Source organism: Acidovorax sp. (assembly GCF_022763525.1).
Classification (GTDB): domain Bacteria; phylum Pseudomonadota; class Gammaproteobacteria; order Burkholderiales; family Burkholderiaceae_C; genus Acidovorax.
Map to the genome: position 1 here is coordinate 13,303 of NZ_JALEGG010000169.1, position 21,004 is coordinate 34,306.

The following is a 21,004-nucleotide window of genomic DNA, read 5'->3' on the forward strand; positions in this document are numbered from 1 at the left end:
CAGGGGCAATTGCGGCAGATTTACCCGGGCTTTACATGCCCAGGGCACAAAAAAAGCCCCCGCAGGAGCTTTGCGATGTCGCACGGGGCGCGAAAGCAGGCGCCGTGCCGCCTGCGCGCGCCCTATCCTCGGCCCATGGCCTTTTCGACGCCGCGATTGGCCAGCGCATCGGCGCGTTCGTTGCCCGGATCGCCCGAATGCCCCTTCACCCAGCGCCATTCGATGCGATGGCCGCCCGTGGTCACGAGCGCATCCAGCCGCTGCCACAGCTCCACGTTCTTGACGGGCTGCTTGGAGGCCGTGCGCCAGCCTTTGGCCTTCCAGCCATGGATCCACTCGGTGATGCCCTTGCGCACGTACTCGCTGTCGAGGTACAGCGTGACCGCGCACGGCCGCTTCAAAGCCGAAAGCGCTTCGATCACTGCCATGAGTTCCATGCGGTTGTTGGTGGTGCCCAACTCGCCGCCAAACAGCTCCTTTTCCGTCGTTCCCGACCGCAGCCATGCGCCCCAACCTCCGGGTCCGGGGTTGCCCTTGCAGGCGCCATCTGTATATATCTCTACCTGGTTCAAACTATGTTCCTGTTGTCGTTTTCGGTACGTTTCCACGGGGGCGCCGTGGTTGCGGGCTGCCCGGCGAGGGCCGTCCGGTTGGCGATGGGCACGGTGGCGGCCTGTGGCTGGCGGCTGGTGCGCCACGCCGGCTCCAGCAAGCGCATTCCGTGGACCCGCTTGACGGCCACCACAAAATACGCTGCACCAAAAATCGGCCACCACCGTTCACCCAGCGGATCCATGAGGCTGCAACGCTCCAGCCACTGCGCGCTGCGCACCGCTGGACGATAACAGCCAAAACGGGCCGATTCGACTTCAAAGCTCAGAAGCCGGAGCCAGTCGCGCAAACGCCGGTAGCCGATGAACTCCCCGACATCAGGGAAGTACAGCGTCCCCTTGCCCAGCCGCTGATACAGGCGTGCGCGCCACTGGCGCAGCCCCCACAGGCTGGCAGGGTTCAGGCCGCTGATCACCACCCGGCCTTCGGGCACCAGCACGCGCTCGACTTCGCGCAAGGCTGCATGGGGGTCAATGCTCAGCTCCAAGGTGTGGGGCAGCACCAGCAAGTCCAGACTCGCCTCGGGAAAGGGCAGCGCCACCGGCTCGGCGAGCAGGTCCACCGCGCGGCGCTGCAATGCGCCATCGCCATTGCCGGTTTCCAGAAAGGCGATCGAGCCCGCCACGGCCTCCTGCCCCAAAGCCAGCCACTGGTGCGGCATGCGGTTGGTGCGCAGGCCATCAAGCAGTGGCATCCCCAGCTGAAGGCTGTGGTACCCGAAGATGTCCGCCACCGCTTCATCAAATCGTGCCTGCTCCCACGCGAGCAGGTACCGGCCCGGGGGCGACTCGAACCAATGGTGCAAACCTATAATTTGATCGCTCATGAATCTGCTGCCACTGCCCGCCTTTACCGACAACTACATCTGGATGCTGCATGACGGCCGCCAGGCGATGGTTGTGGATCCCGGCGATTCCACGCCCGTGCTGCAGGCGTTGCAGCAAACGGGCGTGCAGTTGCAGGCCATTCTAGTCACGCACCACCATGCCGATCATGTCGGCGGCGTGGACGCCTTGCGCAATGCGACCGGCGCCGCGGTGTACGGCCCAGCCCGCGAAAACATTCCCGGCCCGCTGCAACGCCTTTCACACGGGGACACGGTGCAGACCATGGGACTGCGCTTCGAAGTCATCGATGTGCCGGGCCACACCGCGGGCCACATTGCCTACTACTGCCCCGACATCGACGGGGAGCCACTGCTGTTCTGCGGCGATACGCTGTTCTCTGCGGGTTGTGGCCGGCTGTTCGAAGGCACACCCGCCCAGATGCTGCACTCGCTGGACCAACTGGCGGCCCTGCCCGGCAACACCCGCGTGTGCTGCACGCATGAGTACACGCTGTCGAACCTGAAATTTGCGCGTGCCGTGGAACCTGGCAACGCCGCCGTGCTCCACCACAGCGCGCAATGCGAGGCGCTGCGCGCGGCCAACCAGCCGACGCTGCCATCGCGGCTCGACCTGGAGCGCGCCATCAACCCCTTCCTGCGCGTTCGGCAACCTGCGGTGGCCCAGGCCGCCCAGGCCTATGACGCGCAGGTGAATCAAGACGACGCTGTGGCCGTGCTGGCGGCCCTGCGCCAATGGAAAAACGAGTTTCGATGAAAATCTTGCACATTGCCGGCCTGGCCTGCGCGCTTTGGCTGACGGGCTGCGCCACTACCGGCCCATCTCAAGGCAGCGCAGCGAGCGCTGCGCAAACCTCTCCCACCGACGCACCGACCCGCTCCACCCACACGCCCGTCATTCCCAATGGGCCGCTGAGCCCCATCGCCGCAGCGCAGGCTGCCAGCGGCCAGGTCGCTTCGCTGTCGACCCCCGCCGACCTGTGGGACCGCATTCGCCGCGGCTTCGCCATGCCCGACCTGCAGCACGAACTGGTGCAGGACCGCGAGCAGTGGTATGCCGCCCGCCCCGACTACATGCAGCGCATGACCGAGCGGTCCAGCAAGTACCTGTTTCACATCGTTGAAGAGCTGGAGCGGCGCGGCATGCCGACCGAGCTGGCGCTGCTGCCCTACATCGAGAGCGCGTTCAACCCGCAGGCCGTGTCGAGCGCCAAGGCGGCCGGAATGTGGCAGTTCATGCCCGCCACCGGCAACTATTTCGACCTCAAGCAGAACGCCTTCCGCGACGATCGCCGCGATGTGCTCGCGTCCACCCGCGCCGCGCTCGACTACCTGCAAAAGCTCTACAACATGTTTGGCGACTGGCACCTGGCCCTGGCCGCCTACAACTGGGGCGAAGGCAGCGTGGGCCGCGCCATTGCCCGCAACCAGAAGCAGGGCCTGGGCACCAGCTACACCGACCTGAACATGCCAGCCGAAACGCGCATGTACGTGCCCAAGCTTCAGGCGGTGAAAAACATCGTGGCCAACCCCGAAGCGTTCCGCACCGAACTGCCGCTCATCGAAAACCACCCCTACTTCCAGACGGTGGACATCACCCACGATATCGACGTGGCCCTGGTGGCCCAGCTCGCCGGCATCCGTGAAGACGACTTCCGGGCGCTGAACCCTTCGTTCAACAAGCCAGTGATCCTTGCCGCCGGCACGCCCCAGATCCTGCTGCCCTGGGACAACGCCAAGGTCTTCCAGCGCAACCTGGACGCGCGCCGGGACGGGCAGTACGCCAGCTGGACGGTGTGGTCCGTTCCCGCCACGATGACTGTGGCCGAAGCCGCCCAGCGCGCCGGGATGAGCGAGAACGATCTGCGCAGCGTCAACAACATCCCGCCACGCATGCTGATCAAGGCGGGCTCGGCGCTCATGATCCCGCGCTCGTCGGCCATCCGGCAAGACGTTTCGCCGCACTTGGCGGACAACGGGCAAGTCGCCTTTTCGCCCGAGATTGTCACCCGCCGCACCACCGTGCGCGCCCGCAAGGGCGAGACAGTCGCCAGCATCGCCCGGCGCTACAAGCTGGCAGCGTCTGCCGTGGCCGACTGGAACGACGTGCGGGCCTCGGCCGCGTTCAAGGTGGGCCAGCAGGTGATTGTGTACCTGCCAGTACGGCAGGCTGGACCAGCGCGGAAGGCAGCGGCCAGCTCGGCCCCCAGCAAGAAGTCCGCGTCAGCGCCCACGCGACGGGGCGGCACGCCTTCCAAGGTCAAGCGCCGCTGACGGGCGTTCCCCTTTCGCTTCTTCGCGACCGGCAGGGTCGCTTAGATCTTGAGGGAATGCATCCCCATCAGTCCAAGAATGCCCATGATGATCAGGTACAGCGCCACGATGGTGCTGAGCAGGCGCGGCATGATGAGGATGAGGATGCCCGCGATCAGAGAAACGAGCGGGCCAATGCTGAGCGTGAAGGTCATACGGGGTCCTTGGTCAGGGAGGGTGATAGGCCGAGGCTACGGCAATCCCCATGCCGCCGAATGTAAGCCATTGTCCCGATCCGTCAGCCTCGGTATCGGATGATCGCGCCATCGCGCCCCCTCCACTGCCAGGCAAAGCACAGCTCCACCCTCCGCGGCCTCTAGGCGCCCGCGCCTGCAGTCGTTCAGACCCCGTACTTCTGACGGGCCTTGCGCACGAGGTCGTTGGTAAAGGTGCGCGGCAAGTCGACCTTGAAATCCGCCAGCTCGGGGTGCAGGCGTGAAAGCGTGCGCAGCGCCGTGCCCGGGCCGTCGTCGGGCATGGATCCATTGGTGGAATAGGTTTCGCGCACCCGGCTGAACGCGGCCAGGTAGAGGCCGCGGTCGCCCATCAGGTAGCTGGCAGGCACCGCCTTGACGATGTCGGCCGGCCCGGCCGTCTGCAGCCATTTGAGGGCATGCACGATGCCGTTGGCCAGCGCCTGGGCCTGGGCGGCATGCTTCTGGAGGAACGCCTGGGGCGCGTACAGGCAGCTGGCCGGCATGGCACCGCCAAACACTTCCTGCGCGGCCTTGAGGGACCGCATGTCGCCCACAATGCGTGTGTCCGCTTTTTGCTCGAGCAGCGTCATGATCGGATCGGCATGGCACAGCGCGTGCACCTGGCCCGAGCGCAGCGCGTTCATGGCGGAGATGCCGGAGCCCACGCCCACGAACGCCACGTCACGCGGCCCCATGCCCGCTCGTGACAACAGCAGACTCGCCGCCATGTGGGTGGACGAGCCCACGGAAGACACGCCCACGCGGCGCCCCCCCAGGTCGCCAAGGTCTTTGTACCCCGGCACCGACCTCAACGAAACCCCCAGTGCCAGTTGCGGTGCACGCCCCTGCACCACGAACGAGCGGTAGGCATGCCCCCGCATCTGCTGCCGGAGGGTATGTTCGAACGCCCCCGCGCAAACATCTGCCGCGCCCTCCTGCACCGCCTGCAATGCCAGCGCACCGGCGGAAAAGTCGCGGATCGTGACCTCCAGCCCTTCGGCCCGGAAATAGCCCAGCTGATCCGCCAGCGCCAGCGGCAGATGGTAGAGCACGCCCTGCCCCCCTACCGCCAGCGTCACATGGCCCAGCGCCGCCCCGTCAGCTTGCGCCCAGGCCACGGCAGGCACTGCCAGGCCGGCCGCAGAAGCGACGGAGAGGGCACCGAAGGCGCGACGGTTGAGTGAAGGGGTAGTCATGCAAAGGACGGGGAAAATGAATGCTGCATTGCAACAATCGTGCCCCAGGGCAGGCAGATCCGCATCAGGGCGAATCCCAGGGGGTTTCTACGTACCAGAGGCAGATTCAGGTGCAAGGGCCTTGCCCAGCCGGATACCGCCAGCGGGGCGCACCGCCGGCGAGCGGGCCGCATATCAGCGATAGCCCACGAACAAAATGGCGATGTTGACCAAAAAGGCACCGGCCCACACCGCGCTGCGCGCCGTGGGCATGTCAGACACGTACATCATGATGTAGAAGACGCGCAGCATGATGTACAGCAGTGCCAGCATGTCCAGCGCCGTTTGCCCCGCTCCAAGCAGGTGCGCAATGATGACGGCCCCGATGAAGAACGGCAGCGCTTCGAAGCTGTTGGCTTGTGCCGCATTGGCGCGGGCCCGCCAGTCAGTCTGCCGCGCCATCCACGCGCGGGGATTCTGGTTGTCGTACCCACCTTCGCGGCGCGGCTTGCCCAAGCGCCCGCTCTTGGCCAACCAGGCACAGGCGATGGGCAACAACGCCGCAATCAGCACGCACCAGTAGGCCACCGTGAACCGTGTTACGTGCAAAGTGGTGTTCATTTTTCAGCCTTTTTTTGGCCCTAGCGCTTGATACGCAAGCGCTGGCAGCTATTAAATTGTGAGTATTCTAGTGCGATTCCGACCGCCGCCAGACGGTTGCCACGTGCACGCACGTCAGCGGCGGTCCACCAGCGCGTGGGCAATCGTTCCGAGGTCGACGTATTCGAGCTCGCTGCCCACCGGCACGCCCCGCGCCAGCCGCGTGACGTGCACGCCGCGGCTTTTCAGCGCCTCGCTGATCACATGCGCGGTGGCCTCGCCTTCCGCGTTGAAATTGGTCGCCAGAATGACTTCCTGCACCTCGCCATCGGTGGCGCGCTCCATGAGCTTTTTCAGCCCGATATCCTTCGGGCCGACGCCATCGAGCGGGCTCAGGCGCCCCATCAGCACGAAATACAACCCCTTGAAAGCCCCGGTGCGCTCCAGCGCAGCCTGGTCCGCAGGGGTCTCCACCACACACAGCCGCGACGCGTCGCGCGATGGGTCCAGGCAGGTGCTGCACACCTCCGCCTCGGTGAAGGTGTGGCAGCGCGCGCAGTGATGCACCGAACCCACCGCCTCGCCCAGCGCCCGGGACAGGGCCAGCGCCCCTTCGCGGTCGTGCTGCAGCAGATGAAAAGCCATGCGCTGCGCAGACTTCACACCCACCCCCGGCAAACGGCGCAGCGCCTGGATCAGAACGTCAAGGGAGTTGGTGGCGGGCATGGATGCGTGGCAATCAGGGGGCGTGGGACAGGGATGCGGGGAGGTGCGGCACGAAGCTTCGCTAAGCTCAGCCCGGACAGTTGAGGGGTGGCTCTGGCTTCGACAAGCTCAGCCCGAGGGGGCTGGAGAGAGATCAGAAATCCGCCATCCAACCTCTTCCCTTCCGGCCTTCACACCTCACCCTCCAGGGCATAGCGAGCGCCTGCCACGCCAGGCGGACGGAGCGCAGCAACCGGAAGGTACTTGAAGTACGTGAGGATTGCGAGCACCGCCCAACGACGCATGGCTGGCGCGCAGTAGCCAACCCTCAGAAAGGGAATTTCATGCCGCCGGGGAGGCCTGGCATCCCTGCCGTCAGCTTGCCCATCTTCTCCGCCGAAGTCTCTTCGGCCTTGCGCACCGCCGCGTTGAACGCGGCAGCCACGAGGTCTTCCAGCATGTCCTTGTCGTCTGCCAGCAGGCTGGGGTCAATGGTCACGCGCTTGACGTCGTGCTTGCAGGTCATCAGCACCTTCACGAGACCGGCGCCCGACTCGCCCTCTACTTCGATGAAGGCCAGTTCGTCCTGTGCCTTCTTGAGGTTGTCCTGCATCGCCTGGGCTTGCTTCATGAGGCCGGCGAGTTGTCCTTTGTTGAACATGGTGTTTCCTTTGCTTTCGAGTTGATCGGTTCCCACAAGGGATTGAATTCGTATTCTGGTATCCCGGTTTGCACCTTCACATCACGCTATTGTGCGCAACGCCAGCACGGGCCCAAGCTGGCACGCCACAAGCCCAGTGCACTCGCCTCTCCGGATCTGGCTGCGCCACGCTCCCGGCTGCATCCCCTCCCGCGGTGAGAGAGAGGGGAAGGCGCCGCAGGCGACTCAAGGGGAGCTTCATCCCGGCTTGATGCTGCCAGGCACGATTCTCGCGCCATAGTCGCGCATCAGCGATTGCACGTACGGGTCGTTCTGGACGATCTCTTCGGCGCGGCGCTGGCGCTCTGCAGCGGCCGCCGCATTGCGACGCGCAGGGCTGTCGATGACCACACCCACCTCCACGCTGATCTGGCTCGCATGGCCCGCGGCGTCCAGCGCGGCCCGCAGGCGCTCGCGTGCCGTGGGCTGGTTCAGCGACTCGCGCTCCACCCGCAACAGCCAATGGCCGCCATCGCGGGCCACCAGTTGCGACTGCAGTGCCAGCTCGCGCACCAGGGCGGTAATGGCCTCGGCCGCCACCAGCTGCTGCACCGTGGCATGCCAGACATCGCCTTCCTCGGTGGGCGTGTAGCGCGCGGCGACCGGGACAGGCGCAGACAAAGGCATGGGTTGCAGCCGGGCACCTGGCTCGGGTGCCTCGCGCACCGGGATTGCTACAAATTCAGGAGCGCTTCGCGCTGGACCTGCGGGCGCTTCCTGATGATTTTCTTCCAATCGCTCGGCGGTACGCACCGGTAGGGTAGTGACCCCGGGCACACGCGGTGCGGGCGCTGCGGCGGACGTCTCGTCCGATTCAGACCCCGGCCAGGGTGGCGGTTCATTCTCGTCGGCCGACCCCGCGGACAAATGGCTTTCAACTGGCGCACCGGACGAACCGGGCGCGTCCGCCTCCCGAGCGGCAGGCGCCGATACCACAGGAGGCGCGGCCACAACGGCGGCTGGAGCAACTGCTGCCACAGCGGGCCGCACGCCCACGCCCGGCGCTGCAGCGGGCGCCACAGACCCGTTTTCAGCGCGCGTCAGAGTTTTTTTTTCAGCCGGTTCGCCCTGGGGCTTGAAGGCCAGCAATCGCAGCAGCACCATGGTCAGCGCCGCGTATTCATCCGGTGCCAGGCCCAGTTCACCCCGCCCATGCAGGCACAGGCTGTAGAGCAGCTGCGTTTCATCCGCCGGCATGGTGGCCGCCAAGCGCGCGGTTTCCGAGGCCTCGGGATCGTCAGCGTCCACGGCATCTGCCATCTGCGGCACGGCCTGGAACACGGCCATGCGCTGGAGCACGGCGCTCATTTCTTCCAGCGTGGATGCGGCGGAAAGACCATTGAGGCGCAGGGCCTCGGCCGTTTCGACCACGGTCTTGCCGTCACCCAGCGCCAATGCCTCGATGAGGCGGAACACGTAGGAGCGATCGACCGCGCCCAGCATCTGGCGCACGCCTGCCTCCTGCAGCTGGCCGCTGCCAAACGCAATGGCCTGGTCGGTGAGGGAGAGCGCGTCGCGCATGGAACCACGCGCAGCGCGCGCGAGCAACCGCAATGCCGAGGGCTCCGCCGGAACGTTTTCCGTCGAAAGCACCTGCGTGAGGTGCGACAGCACCGTTTCCGGCGCCATCGGCCGCAGATTGAACTGCAGGCAACGGCTCAGCACGGTGACCGGCACCTTCTGCGGATCGGTCGTGGCGAGCACGAACTTGAGGTATTCGGGCGGTTCTTCCAGCGTCTTGAGCATGGCATTGAACGCCGTGTTCGTAAGCATGTGCACTTCGTCGATCATGAAGACCTTGAAGCGGCCCTGCACCGGCTTGTACACGGCCTGCTCCAGCAGGCTTTGCACTTCGTCCACGCCACGGTTGGAGGCCGCGTCCAGCTCGGTGTAGTCCGGGAACCGGCCGCTGTCGATGTCCGTGCATGCGGAACACACGCCACAAGGCGTGGCGGTGATGCCCCCTTGCCCGTCTGGCCCCTGGCAGTTGAGCGACTTGGCCAGGATGCGCGACACCGTGGTCTTGCCCACGCCGCGCGTGCCGGTGAAGAGGTAGGCATGGTGCAGGCGCTGCTGCGTGAGCGCATTGGTCAAGGCCTGCACCACATGTTCCTGCCCCACCATTTCGGTGAAGTTGCGGGGGCGGTACTTGCGGGCGAGCACGAGGTAGGACATTCGGTTGATTCTAGTGCCCGGCAACCGCTGAGCGCCCCCCGCCCTCCATCACAACGCAACCGGCTGCCGTTCGATACTGGCACGCCCCAAATCAGCAGACGCCGCGCAAGGGCCGCCCCGCCGCGCTGGCGGCGTCCCCCTTCCCGAATTGCGCAGCAATTCGAGAGAAGGGGGAAACGGCGCAGCCGTTCAGGGGGTAGAATCTTGCCTTGACGGGCCTCCCCGCATGGTGAAGCAGCCAACCGGGTCAGGTGGGGAACCAAGCAGCCCTAACTGTGGAGCCAGTGCCGGGGGTAAGGCTCGTCAACTTCTCTTTTCGTTTCGGGCGCGCGTTCTGCGCACTACAAGGTGCCAAACCTTCAACGCGCCGCTACAGCCCAAGCCCTCCTCTTCCTCTTTACACATCGGCAACAGCGCCGATAGGCCGCCGGTGTCAGTGCTTTCCGACGCCGTTTTGCGTCGTTGGGCGCCACCGCGCAGGGCAGGCCGGATGCACAGTTTGTTGCATCCTTCACCACCTTGGTTGCCGGTGCCGTCATGCCCAAGCCCCTGCCCGCACGACTGATTTGCTTTCTCCGCAATGTGGCGGTGACTTTCGGCACGGGGTTGTGCGCAACGGCCGGGAGCGCAGCCTGGGGAGTGGAGTTGCCATCGTTTGGCGACGACGCTCGCGGCGCTTGGCAAGAGGAAACCGCCGCGCTGAGTGCCCCGCTTGAAATTCAGGGCACGATCCTGCCAAACGTGGCAGCGGGCGCAGCAGCCGCCCAGGGCGTGCCGCCAGGCCAGGCCGGCATCAGCTTCAATCAAACCCAGCACATCGACATCACGCAATGGCTGACGCCAGCAACGTCGGGTGCCTGGGGGCAACTCGGACTGTCCCTGGGGTTGAGCGCCCCCGGCCCCGGGGCCGGGGCAACCCCGCTGGCCAACGGCAGCATGCCGCCCGCCAGCCTGGATTGGGGAATGCGCTGGCGATCCCGCCTGGACGGTGGGCGCCATCTGGACATCGCCGCCTGGGCACGCGCGCCGCAATGGAGCCAGCCACAGGATGCGATGGGCCTGATCTGGCAGTCGCAGCAGCCGGTGTACGGCACGCGGGTGGAGGTGCAATGGGCATCCTCCCGCACGCGGGGCCTGGTGCCCGAATTTGGCGCCATCGGCGTGCAGTTGCAGGGCGGATCACGCCTGGTGCTGCGCGCCCGCAAAGGGGGCCCGATGCTGTACTACCGAGCGAGGTTTTGAAGCCCCTGAGCCGCTGCGCGGCTTCCCCTTAAGGGGACCGGGGCGGCGCTTGCTGGTCGTCCGCTGTCTTGGGGTGCGACAGTTTTGAGACGCAGTGGGCTGCTTGCCCCCTGCTACTGCGGGTGCCCCTTCAGCCAGTGAAGCGCGCCCTGGCCCGCCACACGCCCGCTGGCCATGCTCGCCGTGAGCAAGTAGCCACCGGTGGGAGCCTCCCAATCCAGCATTTCGCCCGCGCAGAACACGCCTGGCGCGGCGGTCGCCATGAGGTGCGCATCAAGCGCCTCCAGGGCCACGCCGCCCGCCGTGCTGATGGCTTCGTCCAGCGGCCGGGAGGACACCACGGTGATGGGCAGGGCCTTGATGGCCTGGGCCAGCGCGGCCGGGTCATTCACACGCTCCTTGCCCAGGTGCTCGTACAGAATGCCGGCCTTGATGCCATCCAGTCCGAGGCGGCTCTTGAGATGGCTGGACAGCGAGCGGGAACCGCGCGGGTGGCGCACTTCCACCAGCACGTGTTCGGGCGTGTGGTCGGGCAGCAGGTCCAAGTGGAACGTGGCGTGGCCATGCGCCTCGATCTCGTCGCGCAGCAGGTGCGACGCCGCGTAAACCAGGCTGCCTTCCACGCCCGTGGCGGTAGCCACGAATTCGCCCCGGCGGCTGAAGGTGCGGCCCTGGCTGTCGGTGAACGAGAGAGCCACCGTCTTGAACGGCTGGCCGGCAAACCGATCGGTGAAGTGCGGCGTCCAGCCGACGGCAGGTGCCGGGGATTGCCCCAGGAGTTCCTGCAGGAAAGCGCGGCGCGTCTCGCCCGCCGGCATGTCCACGCGCAGCACGTCGAAACCGCAGTTGGCGGGGCGCAGCGGCGCGACGGCGATGCCGCGCTCAGCCAGCAGTGGCACCCAGGCCCCGTCCGAGCCCAGCCGCGCCCAGCTGGCGCCGCCGAGCGCCAGGACCGTGGCGCGTGCGGGCACCCGCACCTCGCCCCCGGGTGAGACAAAGCGCAGTGCGCCATCGCCCGCCCAGCCCAGCCACCGGTGCCGCATGTGAAAGACCACACCCTGGCTGCGCAGGCGCTGCAGCCACGCGCGCAGCAGCGGAGCGGCCTTCATGTCCGCCGGAAAAACCCGGCCCGATGTGCCCACAAACGTTTCGACGCCCAGGCCTTGGGCCCAGGCGCGAATTTCCGGCCCGCCAAACGCGGCAAGCCATGGCTCAACTTGGGCCTGGCGCTCAGCGAACCGCGTTGCAAACACCGCGTGCGGTTCGGAATGCGTGAGGTTCAACCCCCCTTTGCCCGCCAGCAGAAACTTGCGCCCCACCGAAGGCATGGCGTCGAACAGGTGCACCGCCACCCCAGCCTGCGCGAGCACCTCGGCAGCCATGAGCCCGGCGGGGCCTGCGCCGACGATGGCAACGTCGCAGTGCGAAGAGGTCCCGGTATCGGGAGCCGAGGGTACGGGAGCATTCATGAGCAAGACCTTTTGAACCTTTGAAGCGAGGCGGCCGGCCCACCGGCCGGATCAGAACAGGGAGCGTTGAGGCGAATCGGACTCCGGCGGGCCCAAGGGTTGTGCTGGAGGCAATGGCGGTGGCGGCAGCGTTGGGGCGGCTTGCGCCGGGTGAACAGAGGCGGGCTGCGCCCGTCCTGGCCCTTGTGCTGCGGGGGCGAGAGTATGCCTCAGCACGCCCTCTGCGCGCTGCGGTGCGCCGGGGCCCTGTGGCGCGGCGTCCGGCACGGGGACGAGGCGCCCGTCACCTGTCAGAAAAGCTGCGTGCACGCGCTCGCCCGGCGTCTGGCCCCGCACGGCGCTGCGGTAACGCTGCAGCTGGGCCTGCAACGCGGGCTGGCGCTCGGGCTCGGCGGCGCTCTTGTAGTCCAGCACCCACCAACCGGCGCGTTCAGGCGGCTGCTGGCAGTGCACCAGCCGGTCGATACGCAGGCTTTGCCCCTGGAAGTACAGCGGGGCTTCGTTGATCGCAAGGTCCACGACGCTGCGGTCCCAGGCCCACGCGCCTTCGCCGGTCAGGATGCGCTGCGCGGTCTGCGCCGCCACGCGGGCCGCCGCCGGGGTGATGTCGAAGTCCCGCGCGAGATGGGCCACGCGGGCCGCCGGCCAGCCGTGGGCGCGCAGGTCGGCCAGCGGCGCCCCCGCCACCCCGGCCTGTTCCAGCAACTGGTGCATGGCTTCGCCCAGGCGCGAGGCTGGGGTGGAAAAAAGCAATGCTGCCGCGGGGTCCGGGGCTTCTTGCTCGTCTACCGCCTCCCCTTGGCCGCCATCGGCCCGCACGGACGGCGCGGCGCGCAAAGAAACAGGGAGCACAGGCAACTCGGCCAGCGTGACAAGGTCGGGGACGCCCTCGGCCGTGCCCGTCCCGCCCAGTCCAGCAAGTTCAACCGATGCATCGGATGCATCCGCCCCATCCGGCGCACCCGCCGCATCCACATCCGCCAGCAAGGGCGCCAGCCGGTTCCACCAGCTGCCCGGTGCCGATACGCTGGGTTGCACGGACGACAGCGCCAGGCAGTGCTTGGCGCGCGTCATCGCCACATAAAGCATGTTGAGCTCTTCGCGCTGGCGGGCTTGCTGCTCGACGGCCAACGCAGCTTCGGCGCTGGGAGGCGGGCTCGATTCGCTGGCCAGGAAGACAAAGCCCGCGGGCTCGGCCTTCTCGCCGGGCCAGTCCACCAGCACGCCCATGGTCTCGGCCTTTTGCGGGCGGGTGTCGGTATCCAGCAGCAGCACGCAGCGCGCCTCCAGCCCCTTGGCGCCGTGCACGGTGAGCAGGCGCACAGCCTGGGCATCGGCGCGGCCCGGTGCGCGCACGCCACCTTTCTTCATGGCGCGCACGAACGCGTAGGGCGTGAGGTAGCGACCGCCATCGTGCTGCAGCGCGGCCGACAGCAGCGCGCGCAGGTTGGCCAGCACCGTTGCGCGCTGCGCGGCGGGCGCGGCCGCCGCAAAGCGGGCCAGCACATCGGCATGCTGGTAGATGGCATGCAGTGCGTCGTGCGGGGGCCACGCATCCACCCATGCTTTGTATTGAGCCAAATTGGCCACCAGCGCTTGCATACTCGGCGGAAGAAGCTCCGTTTTTTGTAGCAAATCAAACCAGCTCGTGCCCGCATGCGCTGGCTGTCGGCGCAGCACGGCCAGCGAGACCAGCGCCTCGTCGCCCAGGCCGAACAGCGGCGACCTGAGCGCGCGCGCCAGCGACAGGTCGTGCCCGGTGGACACCAGCGCATCCAGCAGCGCCACCACGTCCTGCACCTCGGGCGCGTCGAACAGGTCGGCCTTTTCGGGCTGCACGCACGGCAGGTGCAACGCGCGCAAGGCGTCTTGCATGCTGGCAAGCCGGTCACGCTTGCGGGCCAGCACCAGTACTTCATTGGGCGGCGTGCCGGCCGCAATCTGCTGCGCCACCCAGGTGGCCGCCTGCGCGCATTCGCGCATGCGCTGGGTTTCCTCGGCCTCGTGGCGCGGCTCGGTCAGGCTGTCCCGCCAGGCGAAGGGGTCCGATCCCCCACCGCCGCCAGAATCGAGCGGCAGGATGGCGGGCAGCCGCAGCAACACGCCGGGGTCTTTCGACTCGGTGGTGTGGTCGCGGAAGCCGCTGGTCTCGTGCTGCGCCTGGGCCGCGCCCATCACATGGTTGACGGCAGCGATGACGCCCGTGGCGTTGCGACGGGTGTGATCGCAACTGAGCAGGTCGCCGCCGAGACCGTCGCGCACAAAGGCCTGCGCTGCAAGGAACACCTGCGGCTCGGCGCGACGGAAGCGGTAGATGCTCTGCTTGGGGTCGCCCACGATGAACACGCTGGGCGGCTTCTGGCCGCTGGCGCCACCGCCCGATCCGGCATAGCCAGCGAGCCACGCATGCAGTGCCTGCCACTGCAAGGGGTTCGTGTCCTGGAATTCGTCGACCAGCAGGTGGCGGATGCGGGCGTCCAGGCGCTCCTGCACCCAGCCGGACAGCACCGGGTCGGCCAGCATGACCAGCGCCGTGCGCTCCACATCGTTCATGTCCACCCAGCCGTGCTGGTGCTTGACGGCCGCGTACTCCGCGATCAGCCGGCGCGCCAGGCGGGCCATGCGCTGCTGGTGCTGCCACGCGTCATGCTGGCGCCGCGCAATGAGCAGGCGCTGCAGCTCGGGCTCGGCCTCTTGGGCGGCGGCGCACTTTTCAAGGTGCTTGGTCAGCCGGTCTTCCTTGGCGACGAACAGGGCCTTGCGCAAGGCGTCCAGCCTCAGGTTGAGGTCCGGGCACGCGAGCGCATCGATGATGGCGTCGGCCGCCTTCTGCGGCGTCTTGTTGGCCTCGGCGCCCAGCATCTTCGCGCGGGCCAGCCAGCGCTGGCGGCTGGCATCGCCCTGCAGCGCCTCGGCGGGCTCGTTGAACGCTGCAAGGTCCGGGCAATGCTGCTGGAACGGCGGCACCGAGGCGTCCACCACGCCCGCGGCGTCAGCCAGGTCGAACTCCACCCGCTTGGCGAGCGCCGCCGCCAGGGCCTTGTGCGTTTGCGAACGGCCGTGGCGGGCCACGACGGCCTCGTAGTCGGCCCGCAGTTCGGGGCTGGCCGCCACGGCATGCAGGAAGGGGCGCCACACCTCGCGCACGGCCTCTTCATCGTCTTCGAGCAGTTCGAAGTTGGCGGGCAACCCCTGCGCCTGCAGCAGCGCCAGCGGCGCCGTGCCCAGCAGCGCAGCAAACCAGCTGTGGAAGGTGCGGATTTGCACGGGCCGGCCGCTGGCCAGCATCTGGCGGTATAAATTTTGTAGCGCTTCGCGCTTATCCAGAGCGCGTTGGGGGCTGATTCCCCTTGAAATCAGCTCTGCGGAGAGCTCGTCCAGCGGCTTGTGGCTGAAGGCCTCCAGCCATTCCTGCAAACGCTGCCGCATCTCGCCCGCAGCCTTCTTGGTAAAGGTGATCGCCAAGATCTCGTGCGGCGCGGCGCCATCGAGCAGTGACCGCAGCATGCGCGAGACAAGCATCCAGGTCTTGCCCGCACCGGCGCAGGCCTCCACGGCCACGCTGCGCGCGGGGTCGCAGGCGATGGCATAGAACGCCTCGCGCGAGACGGGGCGGCCGTTGTGTTCATACGCGGCTTGCTGAGTCATTTCCAAAATCCACGATCTCCCACTCGCCGACAGTCTTCAAAACGGGCGCGCACCCAGCCGGGGATGCCGCGCAAGGGCCGCCCCGCCGCGCTGGCATCGTCCCCCCTCCCGGCGCAGCCGAGAGAGGGGGTGAAGCCGCGCAGCGGCTCAGGGGGGTGTCCCTTCCTCGTCACCAGAAATCCTTGCGACACAGGCCGCGCGCAGCGCAGTACTCACACACGGCCCCTTCGCCCAGCGCGGCCATGGGGTCGCCCGCAGCGATACGTTCGAAATCGTGCTGGATGCCCTCCACGAGCAGGTCGCGCAGGTGCACCACCTCTTCCTGCTCGTGCAACTGCGTCTCGCCGCGCTCGCCCACGTTCACATAGGCGGCACGCAGCGTGTCGTGGCTCAGCAAGGCCGCGTAGAACGCGAGCTGGGTGTCTTCGGCACCTGCTGCAATGCGCTTGCGCGTGACCGCGTCGTTTTCGGTCTTGTAGTCAATGACCAGCGGCGTGGGCTCGCCCGTGGTCGAGACAGAATCGATGCGGTCGATGGTGCCCACCAGCTGCAGCGTGCCCAGGGGCTGGCGGGTCTGCACTTCGGCCTGCTGAAAGTGCCCGCCGGCCTGCTCGTGCTGGGCCAGCCAGCGCAAGTAACCATCGCGCACCTGCGGCCAGCCTGCGGCAAAGGGCAGGAAATCGCCCTCCCCCAGCCCTTGCTGCCGGGTGACGGCCTGGGCGGCGGCGTCCATGCGCGCCGCGCGGGCTGCGGCGTCCTCCACCGGGTCGGCCAGCAGCGCCTCATGGAAGTGCTGCAGTACTGCATGCAGCCAGTTGCCGAAATCGCGCTTGTCCACTTCGGCGGCCAGCTCGTCCGCCTCTTGCAGGCCCAGCTGGCGCAGCGCAAAGAACCGGTAGGGACAGTGCCGCAGGTCGGAATAGGCCGTGGACGAGAGACGCTCCACCGGCAGCAACCGTGCGTCAGGCAGCGGCCGCTGTGTGGGATGGGCCGCCACGCCGCGCTGCGTGCGGCCATCAACACCCTCGGCGGCTGCGCCGTCCAGATGCAGGGCCAGCACCAGCGCGCTGGCCAGTAGGGGCTCCCCGCCCTCATCGCCCGTGCGCCAGAGCACGTCCACCACCGGCGTTTTCAGGGCGTGATGCCAGGCGGCACGCTGGGCCGCTTCCAGGGATTCGCGCGTGGGCAGCCCCCAGGCCAGGCGCTGCGCCGAAGTCCATTCGCCCACCGGTTCCGGTGCAGGCTGCAAGCGCTTTTCGTCGCAGCCAGGCAGGACCAGGGCGGCAAACGGACGGGCCAGCAACTGGGGCATGGGCAGGACGGTGACCGGTGCATCCCCCGCGTGGGGCGGCACGTAGCGTGCCGCTTCCAGCACCTCGTTGGCCCAGCGGGTGAACTCTGCCAGCGACATGCGCCGGCCCGCGCCATCCCAATCCGACAACTCCGCCTCCTGCCCCGCCTGGAGACGCAGCGCTGCCAGCACGCGGGCACCAGCGGCATCCGCTTCCAGGACCGGCCACTGGCCGCTCGCGGCCAGGAGGGTGCGCAGGGCAATCAACCACTGGACCAGGGCGCGCGGGGCGCGCAAGGCTTCGCGCCAAGCCTGCACCTGCGCAACCCACTCCGCCACGGCGGGTTGATCGGACCACGAGCGCTCTGCAGCAGCGGACCAGGCAGCCATGGCGCCCTTGCGCAGAGCCCGCTCCAGCGCGCGCAGCTGTGCGGCAGGTACCTCAGGCGCATGCTTGAGCCAGTCCAGCACCTCGTCGGTCGAGGCATCCCACGTGCAGGCCTTCAGGGCGGCCATCAGTTGCGCCGCTGCGCGAGTGGTGGACAGCGTCCAGCCGTTTTCATCGCGCACCGCCACACCGCTGCTGAGCAGGTGCGCGCCGATACGCCGCGTGAGGGCACGGTCATTGGCCGCAAGCGCCACGGGCGTGCGGCCTGCCGCCACGTGGGCCAGCACGCAGGCAGCCGCACGGTGGGCTTCATCCTCGGCATCGCTGCAAGGGTGCAGCGCAACACGGCCTGCAAGGCGTGTTTCCTCCGCCGACGCGGTAAGCGTCACGGCCCGGGCCTTGTCGCCCCATAGGGCTTGCAACGCATTGGCCAGGGGCTCCTCCTGAAAGCCCTGCAGCACCACCAGGGCGTCCACCGCGTCATGCACCCCGGGCTCGAACAAGACGTCGGTGGCGTGGCGCGAAGCGAGCACCCATTCCAGCGCAACACGTGCCACCACGGCTTCGAAGCGGAGGGTGGACATGCTGTCCGCTTCGGGCAGCAGCGCGCGAGCGGCACTTCCCCAGGCCGCCCGACTCGCGGGAGCCACCGCGGCAACGACCGGCGCCAACTGGGCCGCAGCCTCCTGCAACGCCGACGCCAGCAGTTCACGCTGCGCGCCCAGGCCGGCACGGTCGAGCAGCGTACGGGCGGTGAGCGTGTCGCGCGCCACATCCCCCGCCAGATCGTCGCCCTGCGGCACGAACGCGGCCAGCTGCCGGGCCCAGTTGCGGGTGGTCTCGAACCGGGGCGCAAAGCCGTCGGGATGGTGCAACGCCCAGTACCGCTGCGCCCAAGGCATCAGCTGCGCGTAGGGAACGAGCACCACCGTGCGCGCGGGGTGGGCCGCGCACTGCTGCATGTGCAGGCTCACCTCGGCCAAAACGCGTCGCCACAAGGCCGCGCATTCATCGCTTTTCGCTATGACAGTCATAGCGTCGCAAGGCCCGGCCACACCGGTGAACGTGGGATTGGTTTCTGTCACAATGCCCAGACTTTAAACGTACACCGGTCGCAACCCGCTCAAAATCAAGGAATCCGCCATGGCCAGCGAACTCATCAAACATGTCTCTGACGCCAGCTTTGAAGCCGACGTGCTCCAGCCCGGCACCGCCGTGCTGGTGGACTACTGGGCCGAGTGGTGCGGTCCCTGCAAAATGATCGCCCCCATCCTGGACGAAGTGGCTGGCACCTACCAAGGCAAGCTCACGATCGCCAAAATGAACGTGGACGAAAACCGCGAGATCCCGGCCAAGTTCGGTATTCGCGGCATCCCCACGCTGATGCTGTTCAAGGATGGCCAGTTGGCCGCCACCAAGGTGGGCGCCATGAGCAAGGCCCAGCTCACGGCTTTCATCGATCAGCAACTGGCCTGATCCCTCGCCCTTTGCGCCCCGCAGACCTCGCGGTCTTGCCGGGGCGCAGTTTCCAAGGCAGCACCCCTTTTGCCACAGGCGGGCAGCCAGAACGCGCGGCAAGCATCGCACGATTTTTTTCCTGTCATAATTCGCCCCGATCACCGGCCTGCATGCATTGGCAGCCGGACCAGGATCCTCGGCGTACCAGGCCTGCAAACAGCGGCCCTCCCGGTACAGCCCCCTCCCCCCAAGATTCTTACCAGCTCCGCCAAGGAGTCACTCCATGCACTTAAACGAACTCAAGGCACTGCACGTGTCTGAAGTCCTGAAGCAGGCCGAAGAACTCGAAATCGAAAACACGGGCCGCATGCGCAAGCAGGAGCTGATGTTTGCCATCATCAAGAAGCGCGCCAAGGCTGGCGAGCAAGTGTTTGCAGACGGCGTGCTGGAAATCCTGCCCGACGGATTCGGTTTCCTGCGCAGCCCCGACACCAGCTTTACGGCGAGCACGGACGACATCTACATCAGCCCCAGCCAGGTGCGCCGCTTCAACCTGCACACGGGCGACATGATCGAAGGCGAAGTGCGCACGCCCAAGGACGGCGAGCGCTACTTTGCCCTGACCAAGCTTGACTCGGTCAATGGCGGACCGCCCGAGCAGAACAAGCACAAGGTGATGTTCGAAAACCTGACGCCCTTGTTCCCCAAAGAGCAGATGCGCCTGGAACGCGACATCAAGGGCGACGAGAACATCACCGGCCGCATCATCGACATCATTGCGCCCATCGGCCGAGGCCAGCGCGCGCTGATCGTGGCACCGCCCAAGAGCGGCAAGACGGTGATGATGCAGCACATCGCCCACGCCATCACCGCCAACAACCCCGACGTGCACCTGATGGTGCTGCTGGTGGACGAGCGCCCGGAAGAAGTGACCGAAATGCAGCGCACGGTCAAGGGCGACATCATTGCGTCCACCTTCGACGAACCCGCCGCCCGCCACGTGCACGTGGCCGAGATGGTGATCGAGCGCGCCAAGCGCCTGGTCGAGCTGAAGAAGGACGTGGTGATCCTGCTGGACTCCATCACCCGCCTGGCCCGGGCCTACAACAACGTGGTGCCCTCCAGCGGCAAGGTGCTCTCGGGCGGCGTGGACGCTGCCGCACTGCAGCGCCCCAAGCGCTTCTTCGGCGCGGCGCGCAAGGTCGAAGAAGGCGGCTCGCTCACCATCATCGCTACCGCGCTGGTTGACACCGGCAGCCGCATGGACGAAGTGATCTTTGAAGAATTCAAAGGCACGGGCAACTGCGAAATCCATCTGAACCGCCGCCTGTACGAAAAGCGCGTGTTCCCCGCCATCGAACTCAACAAGAGCGGCACGCGCCGTGAAGAACTGCTGCTGGCCCCTGAGATCCTGCAGAAGACCCGGATCCTGCGCCAGTTCATGTACAACATGGACGAGATCGAGTCCATGGAGCTCATGATCAAGAACATGAAGGCCACAAAAACCAATGTGGACTTCTTCGACATGATGAGAAGGGGTGGGTAATCCCCCCTGAGCCCCCCTGAGTCGCCATAGGCGCCTTCCCCGGAGGGGGTCACCACCTGTGGACTGTCAGAGCCAGATCCATGGTGGCACTGGTATCAGTGCCGCGCCGGTTTTATCACCATGCCGGATGCGAAACGGCGCTGAAAATGATGCATAGGAGCCCTGTGCCATAATAGAGGGCTTTTTCTTGCGGAAAGTACATCGGACTGGCCGGTGCGGCTCCCGCAGTTGACTCAAAGGAAGATCATGAAAGAAGGCATTCACCCCAACTACCGCGAAGTGCTGTTCGTGGACCTGTCCAACGGTTTCAAGTTCGTCACCCGTTCGTGCGTGAACACCAAGGAAACCGAAACCTTCGAAGGCAAGGAATATCCGCTGTTCAAGCTGGATACTTCCTCTGAATCGCACCCCTTCTACACTGGCACGCAAAAGTCGGTGGACAACATGGGTGGCCGCGTGGAACGCTTCCGCAACCGTTTCGGCAAGACCGCAGCCAAGTAATTCCACTTCTGCGCTCCCGCCACAAAGGCAGCCCGGGCAACCGTGCTGCCTTTTTTCGTGGCTTTTGCCTTTATTCTCAGTGGCTTCGCACTAACTCCCGTCCCGCGTGAACGCACCCACCCCCGCCATCGTCACCCAAA

17 protein-coding genes and 1 other RNA gene are annotated in these 21,004 nt (G+C 66.8%); 7 read left to right on the forward strand and 11 right to left on the reverse strand.

Going from position 1 to position 21,004, the window contains the following annotated elements; all coding sequences use genetic code 11:
• Positions 1-122 precede the first annotated feature (122 nt).
• The gene (rnhA, locus tag MRY84_RS13125; protein WP_291506165.1) at positions 123-572 is read right to left on the reverse strand and encodes a ribonuclease HI; all 450 of its coding nucleotides are present in this window, start codon (positions 570-572) and stop codon (positions 123-125) included.
• Positions 569-1,438 (reverse strand): methyltransferase domain-containing protein, encoded by an 870-nt coding sequence (locus MRY84_RS13130; protein ID WP_291506166.1) that lies wholly within the window; start codon positions 1,436-1,438, stop codon positions 569-571. Before MRY84_RS13130 ends, rnhA begins: the two co-directional genes overlap by 4 nt.
• Between MRY84_RS13130 and gloB the strand changes: the two genes are divergently transcribed.
• Both gloB and MRY84_RS13140 read left to right on the forward strand, forming a co-directional pair.
• Entirely contained in the window at positions 1,437-2,213 is a 777-nt protein-coding gene (gloB, locus tag MRY84_RS13135) for a hydroxyacylglutathione hydrolase (RefSeq protein WP_291506167.1), read from the forward strand. The genes MRY84_RS13130 and gloB overlap by 2 nt on opposite strands.
• Complete coding sequence (locus MRY84_RS13140) at positions 2,210-3,730, forward strand: transglycosylase SLT domain-containing protein (protein ID WP_291506168.1); 1,521 nt, start codon at positions 2,210-2,212, stop codon at positions 3,728-3,730. The genes gloB and MRY84_RS13140 overlap by 4 nt, the downstream gene beginning before the upstream one ends.
• A gap of 41 nt (positions 3,731-3,771) precedes the next feature.
• On the opposite strand, the gene MRY84_RS13145 is transcribed toward MRY84_RS13140, so the two are convergent.
• The 6 genes from MRY84_RS13145 to dnaX all read right to left on the reverse strand — a co-directional run bounded on the left by MRY84_RS13145 (position 3,772) and on the right by dnaX (position 9,321).
• Positions 3,772-3,924, reverse strand: a complete 153-nt coding sequence (locus tag MRY84_RS13145) for a DUF3096 domain-containing protein (RefSeq protein WP_291506169.1) — start codon at positions 3,922-3,924, stop codon at positions 3,772-3,774.
• A gap of 185 nt (positions 3,925-4,109) precedes the next feature.
• Positions 4,110-5,162: an ABC transporter substrate-binding protein gene (locus MRY84_RS13150; protein ID WP_291506170.1), complete on the reverse strand. Its 1,053-nt coding sequence runs from the start codon at positions 5,160-5,162 to the stop codon at positions 4,110-4,112.
• Positions 5,163-5,336: 174 nt separating this feature from the next.
• Positions 5,337-5,762 (reverse strand): MAPEG family protein, encoded by a 426-nt coding sequence (locus MRY84_RS13155; RefSeq protein WP_291506171.1) that lies wholly within the window; start codon positions 5,760-5,762, stop codon positions 5,337-5,339.
• 114 nt (positions 5,763-5,876) lie between these two features.
• Positions 5,877-6,467, reverse strand: a complete 591-nt coding sequence (gene recR / locus MRY84_RS13160; protein WP_291506172.1) for a recombination mediator RecR — start codon at positions 6,465-6,467, stop codon at positions 5,877-5,879.
• Between the two features lie 307 nt (positions 6,468-6,774).
• Entirely contained in the window at positions 6,775-7,107 is a 333-nt protein-coding gene (locus tag MRY84_RS13165; RefSeq protein ID WP_069105404.1) for a YbaB/EbfC family nucleoid-associated protein, read from the reverse strand.
• A 237-nt stretch (positions 7,108-7,344) separates the two neighbouring features.
• Positions 7,345-9,321 (reverse strand): DNA polymerase III subunit gamma/tau, encoded by a 1,977-nt coding sequence (gene dnaX, locus MRY84_RS13170; protein WP_291506173.1) that lies wholly within the window; start codon positions 9,319-9,321, stop codon positions 7,345-7,347.
• A 211-nt stretch (positions 9,322-9,532) separates the two neighbouring features.
• On the opposite strand from dnaX, the gene ffs reads away from it, so the two are divergent.
• An RNA gene (gene ffs, locus MRY84_RS13175) (signal recognition particle sRNA small type) lies at positions 9,533-9,629 on the forward strand.
• Between the two features lie 229 nt (positions 9,630-9,858).
• Positions 9,859-10,563 (forward strand): hypothetical protein, encoded by a 705-nt coding sequence (locus tag MRY84_RS13180; protein ID WP_291506174.1) that lies wholly within the window; start codon positions 9,859-9,861, stop codon positions 10,561-10,563.
• A 113-nt stretch (positions 10,564-10,676) separates the two neighbouring features.
• On the opposite strand, the gene MRY84_RS13185 is transcribed toward MRY84_RS13180, so the two are convergent.
• The 3 genes from MRY84_RS13185 to MRY84_RS13195 form a co-directional block, all read right to left on the reverse strand.
• Entirely contained in the window at positions 10,677-12,032 is a 1,356-nt protein-coding gene (locus MRY84_RS13185) for a TIGR03862 family flavoprotein (protein ID WP_291506175.1), read from the reverse strand.
• Between the two features lie 51 nt (positions 12,033-12,083).
• Positions 12,084-15,680 (reverse strand): UvrD-helicase domain-containing protein, encoded by a 3,597-nt coding sequence (locus MRY84_RS13190; protein ID WP_291506176.1) that lies wholly within the window; start codon positions 15,678-15,680, stop codon positions 12,084-12,086.
• A gap of 169 nt (positions 15,681-15,849) precedes the next feature.
• A complete protein-coding gene (locus MRY84_RS13195) occupies positions 15,850-18,393 on the reverse strand; it encodes a PD-(D/E)XK nuclease family protein (RefSeq protein WP_291506177.1) in 2,544 nt (847 codons plus the stop codon).
• A gap of 109 nt (positions 18,394-18,502) precedes the next feature.
• Between MRY84_RS13195 and trxA the strand changes: the two genes are divergently transcribed.
• The 3 genes from trxA to MRY84_RS13210 all read left to right on the forward strand — a co-directional run bounded on the left by trxA (position 18,503) and on the right by MRY84_RS13210 (position 20,864).
• Positions 18,503-18,835 (forward strand): thioredoxin TrxA, encoded by a 333-nt coding sequence (gene trxA, locus MRY84_RS13200; RefSeq protein WP_291506178.1) that lies wholly within the window; start codon positions 18,503-18,505, stop codon positions 18,833-18,835.
• A 265-nt stretch (positions 18,836-19,100) separates the two neighbouring features.
• On the forward strand, positions 19,101-20,363 hold the full coding sequence (gene rho / locus MRY84_RS13205; protein ID WP_060987513.1) for a transcription termination factor Rho: 1,263 nt from the start codon (positions 19,101-19,103) through the stop codon (positions 20,361-20,363).
• Between the two features lie 246 nt (positions 20,364-20,609).
• Positions 20,610-20,864 (forward strand): type B 50S ribosomal protein L31, encoded by a 255-nt coding sequence (locus MRY84_RS13210; RefSeq protein ID WP_044396829.1) that lies wholly within the window; start codon positions 20,610-20,612, stop codon positions 20,862-20,864.
• Positions 20,865-21,004: the final 140 nt, after the last annotated feature.

Coding starts and splice junctions, on each gene's coding strand:
- dnaX (WP_291506173.1), bottom strand. CDS start 9,321: ATGTCCTACCTCGTGCTCGCCCGCAAGTACCGCCCCCGCAACTTCACC.
- MRY84_RS13130 (WP_291506166.1), bottom strand. CDS start 1,438: ATGAGCGATCAAATTATAGGTTTGCACCATTGGTTCGAGTCGCCCCCG.
- MRY84_RS13180 (WP_291506174.1), top strand. CDS start 9,859: ATGCCCAAGCCCCTGCCCGCACGACTGATTTGCTTTCTCCGCAATGTG.
- MRY84_RS13195 (WP_291506177.1), bottom strand. CDS start 18,393: ATGACTGTCATAGCGAAAAGCGATGAATGCGCGGCCTTGTGGCGACGC.
- MRY84_RS13155 (WP_291506171.1), bottom strand. CDS start 5,762: ATGAACACCACTTTGCACGTAACACGGTTCACGGTGGCCTACTGGTGC.
- MRY84_RS13150 (WP_291506170.1), bottom strand. CDS start 5,162: ATGACTACCCCTTCACTCAACCGTCGCGCCTTCGGTGCCCTCTCCGTC.
- MRY84_RS13165 (WP_069105404.1), bottom strand. CDS start 7,107: ATGTTCAACAAAGGACAACTCGCCGGCCTCATGAAGCAAGCCCAGGCG.
- MRY84_RS13185 (WP_291506175.1), bottom strand. CDS start 12,032: ATGAATGCTCCCGTACCCTCGGCTCCCGATACCGGGACCTCTTCGCAC.
- MRY84_RS13140 (WP_291506168.1), top strand. CDS start 2,210: ATGAAAATCTTGCACATTGCCGGCCTGGCCTGCGCGCTTTGGCTGACG.
- gloB (WP_291506167.1), top strand. CDS start 1,437: ATGAATCTGCTGCCACTGCCCGCCTTTACCGACAACTACATCTGGATG.
- MRY84_RS13190 (WP_291506176.1), bottom strand. CDS start 15,680: ATGACTCAGCAAGCCGCGTATGAACACAACGGCCGCCCCGTCTCGCGC.
- recR (WP_291506172.1), bottom strand. CDS start 6,467: ATGCCCGCCACCAACTCCCTTGACGTTCTGATCCAGGCGCTGCGCCGT.
- MRY84_RS13210 (WP_044396829.1), top strand. CDS start 20,610: ATGAAAGAAGGCATTCACCCCAACTACCGCGAAGTGCTGTTCGTGGAC.
- rho (WP_060987513.1), top strand. CDS start 19,101: ATGCACTTAAACGAACTCAAGGCACTGCACGTGTCTGAAGTCCTGAAG.
- trxA (WP_291506178.1), top strand. CDS start 18,503: ATGGCCAGCGAACTCATCAAACATGTCTCTGACGCCAGCTTTGAAGCC.
- MRY84_RS13145 (WP_291506169.1), bottom strand. CDS start 3,924: ATGACCTTCACGCTCAGCATTGGCCCGCTCGTTTCTCTGATCGCGGGC.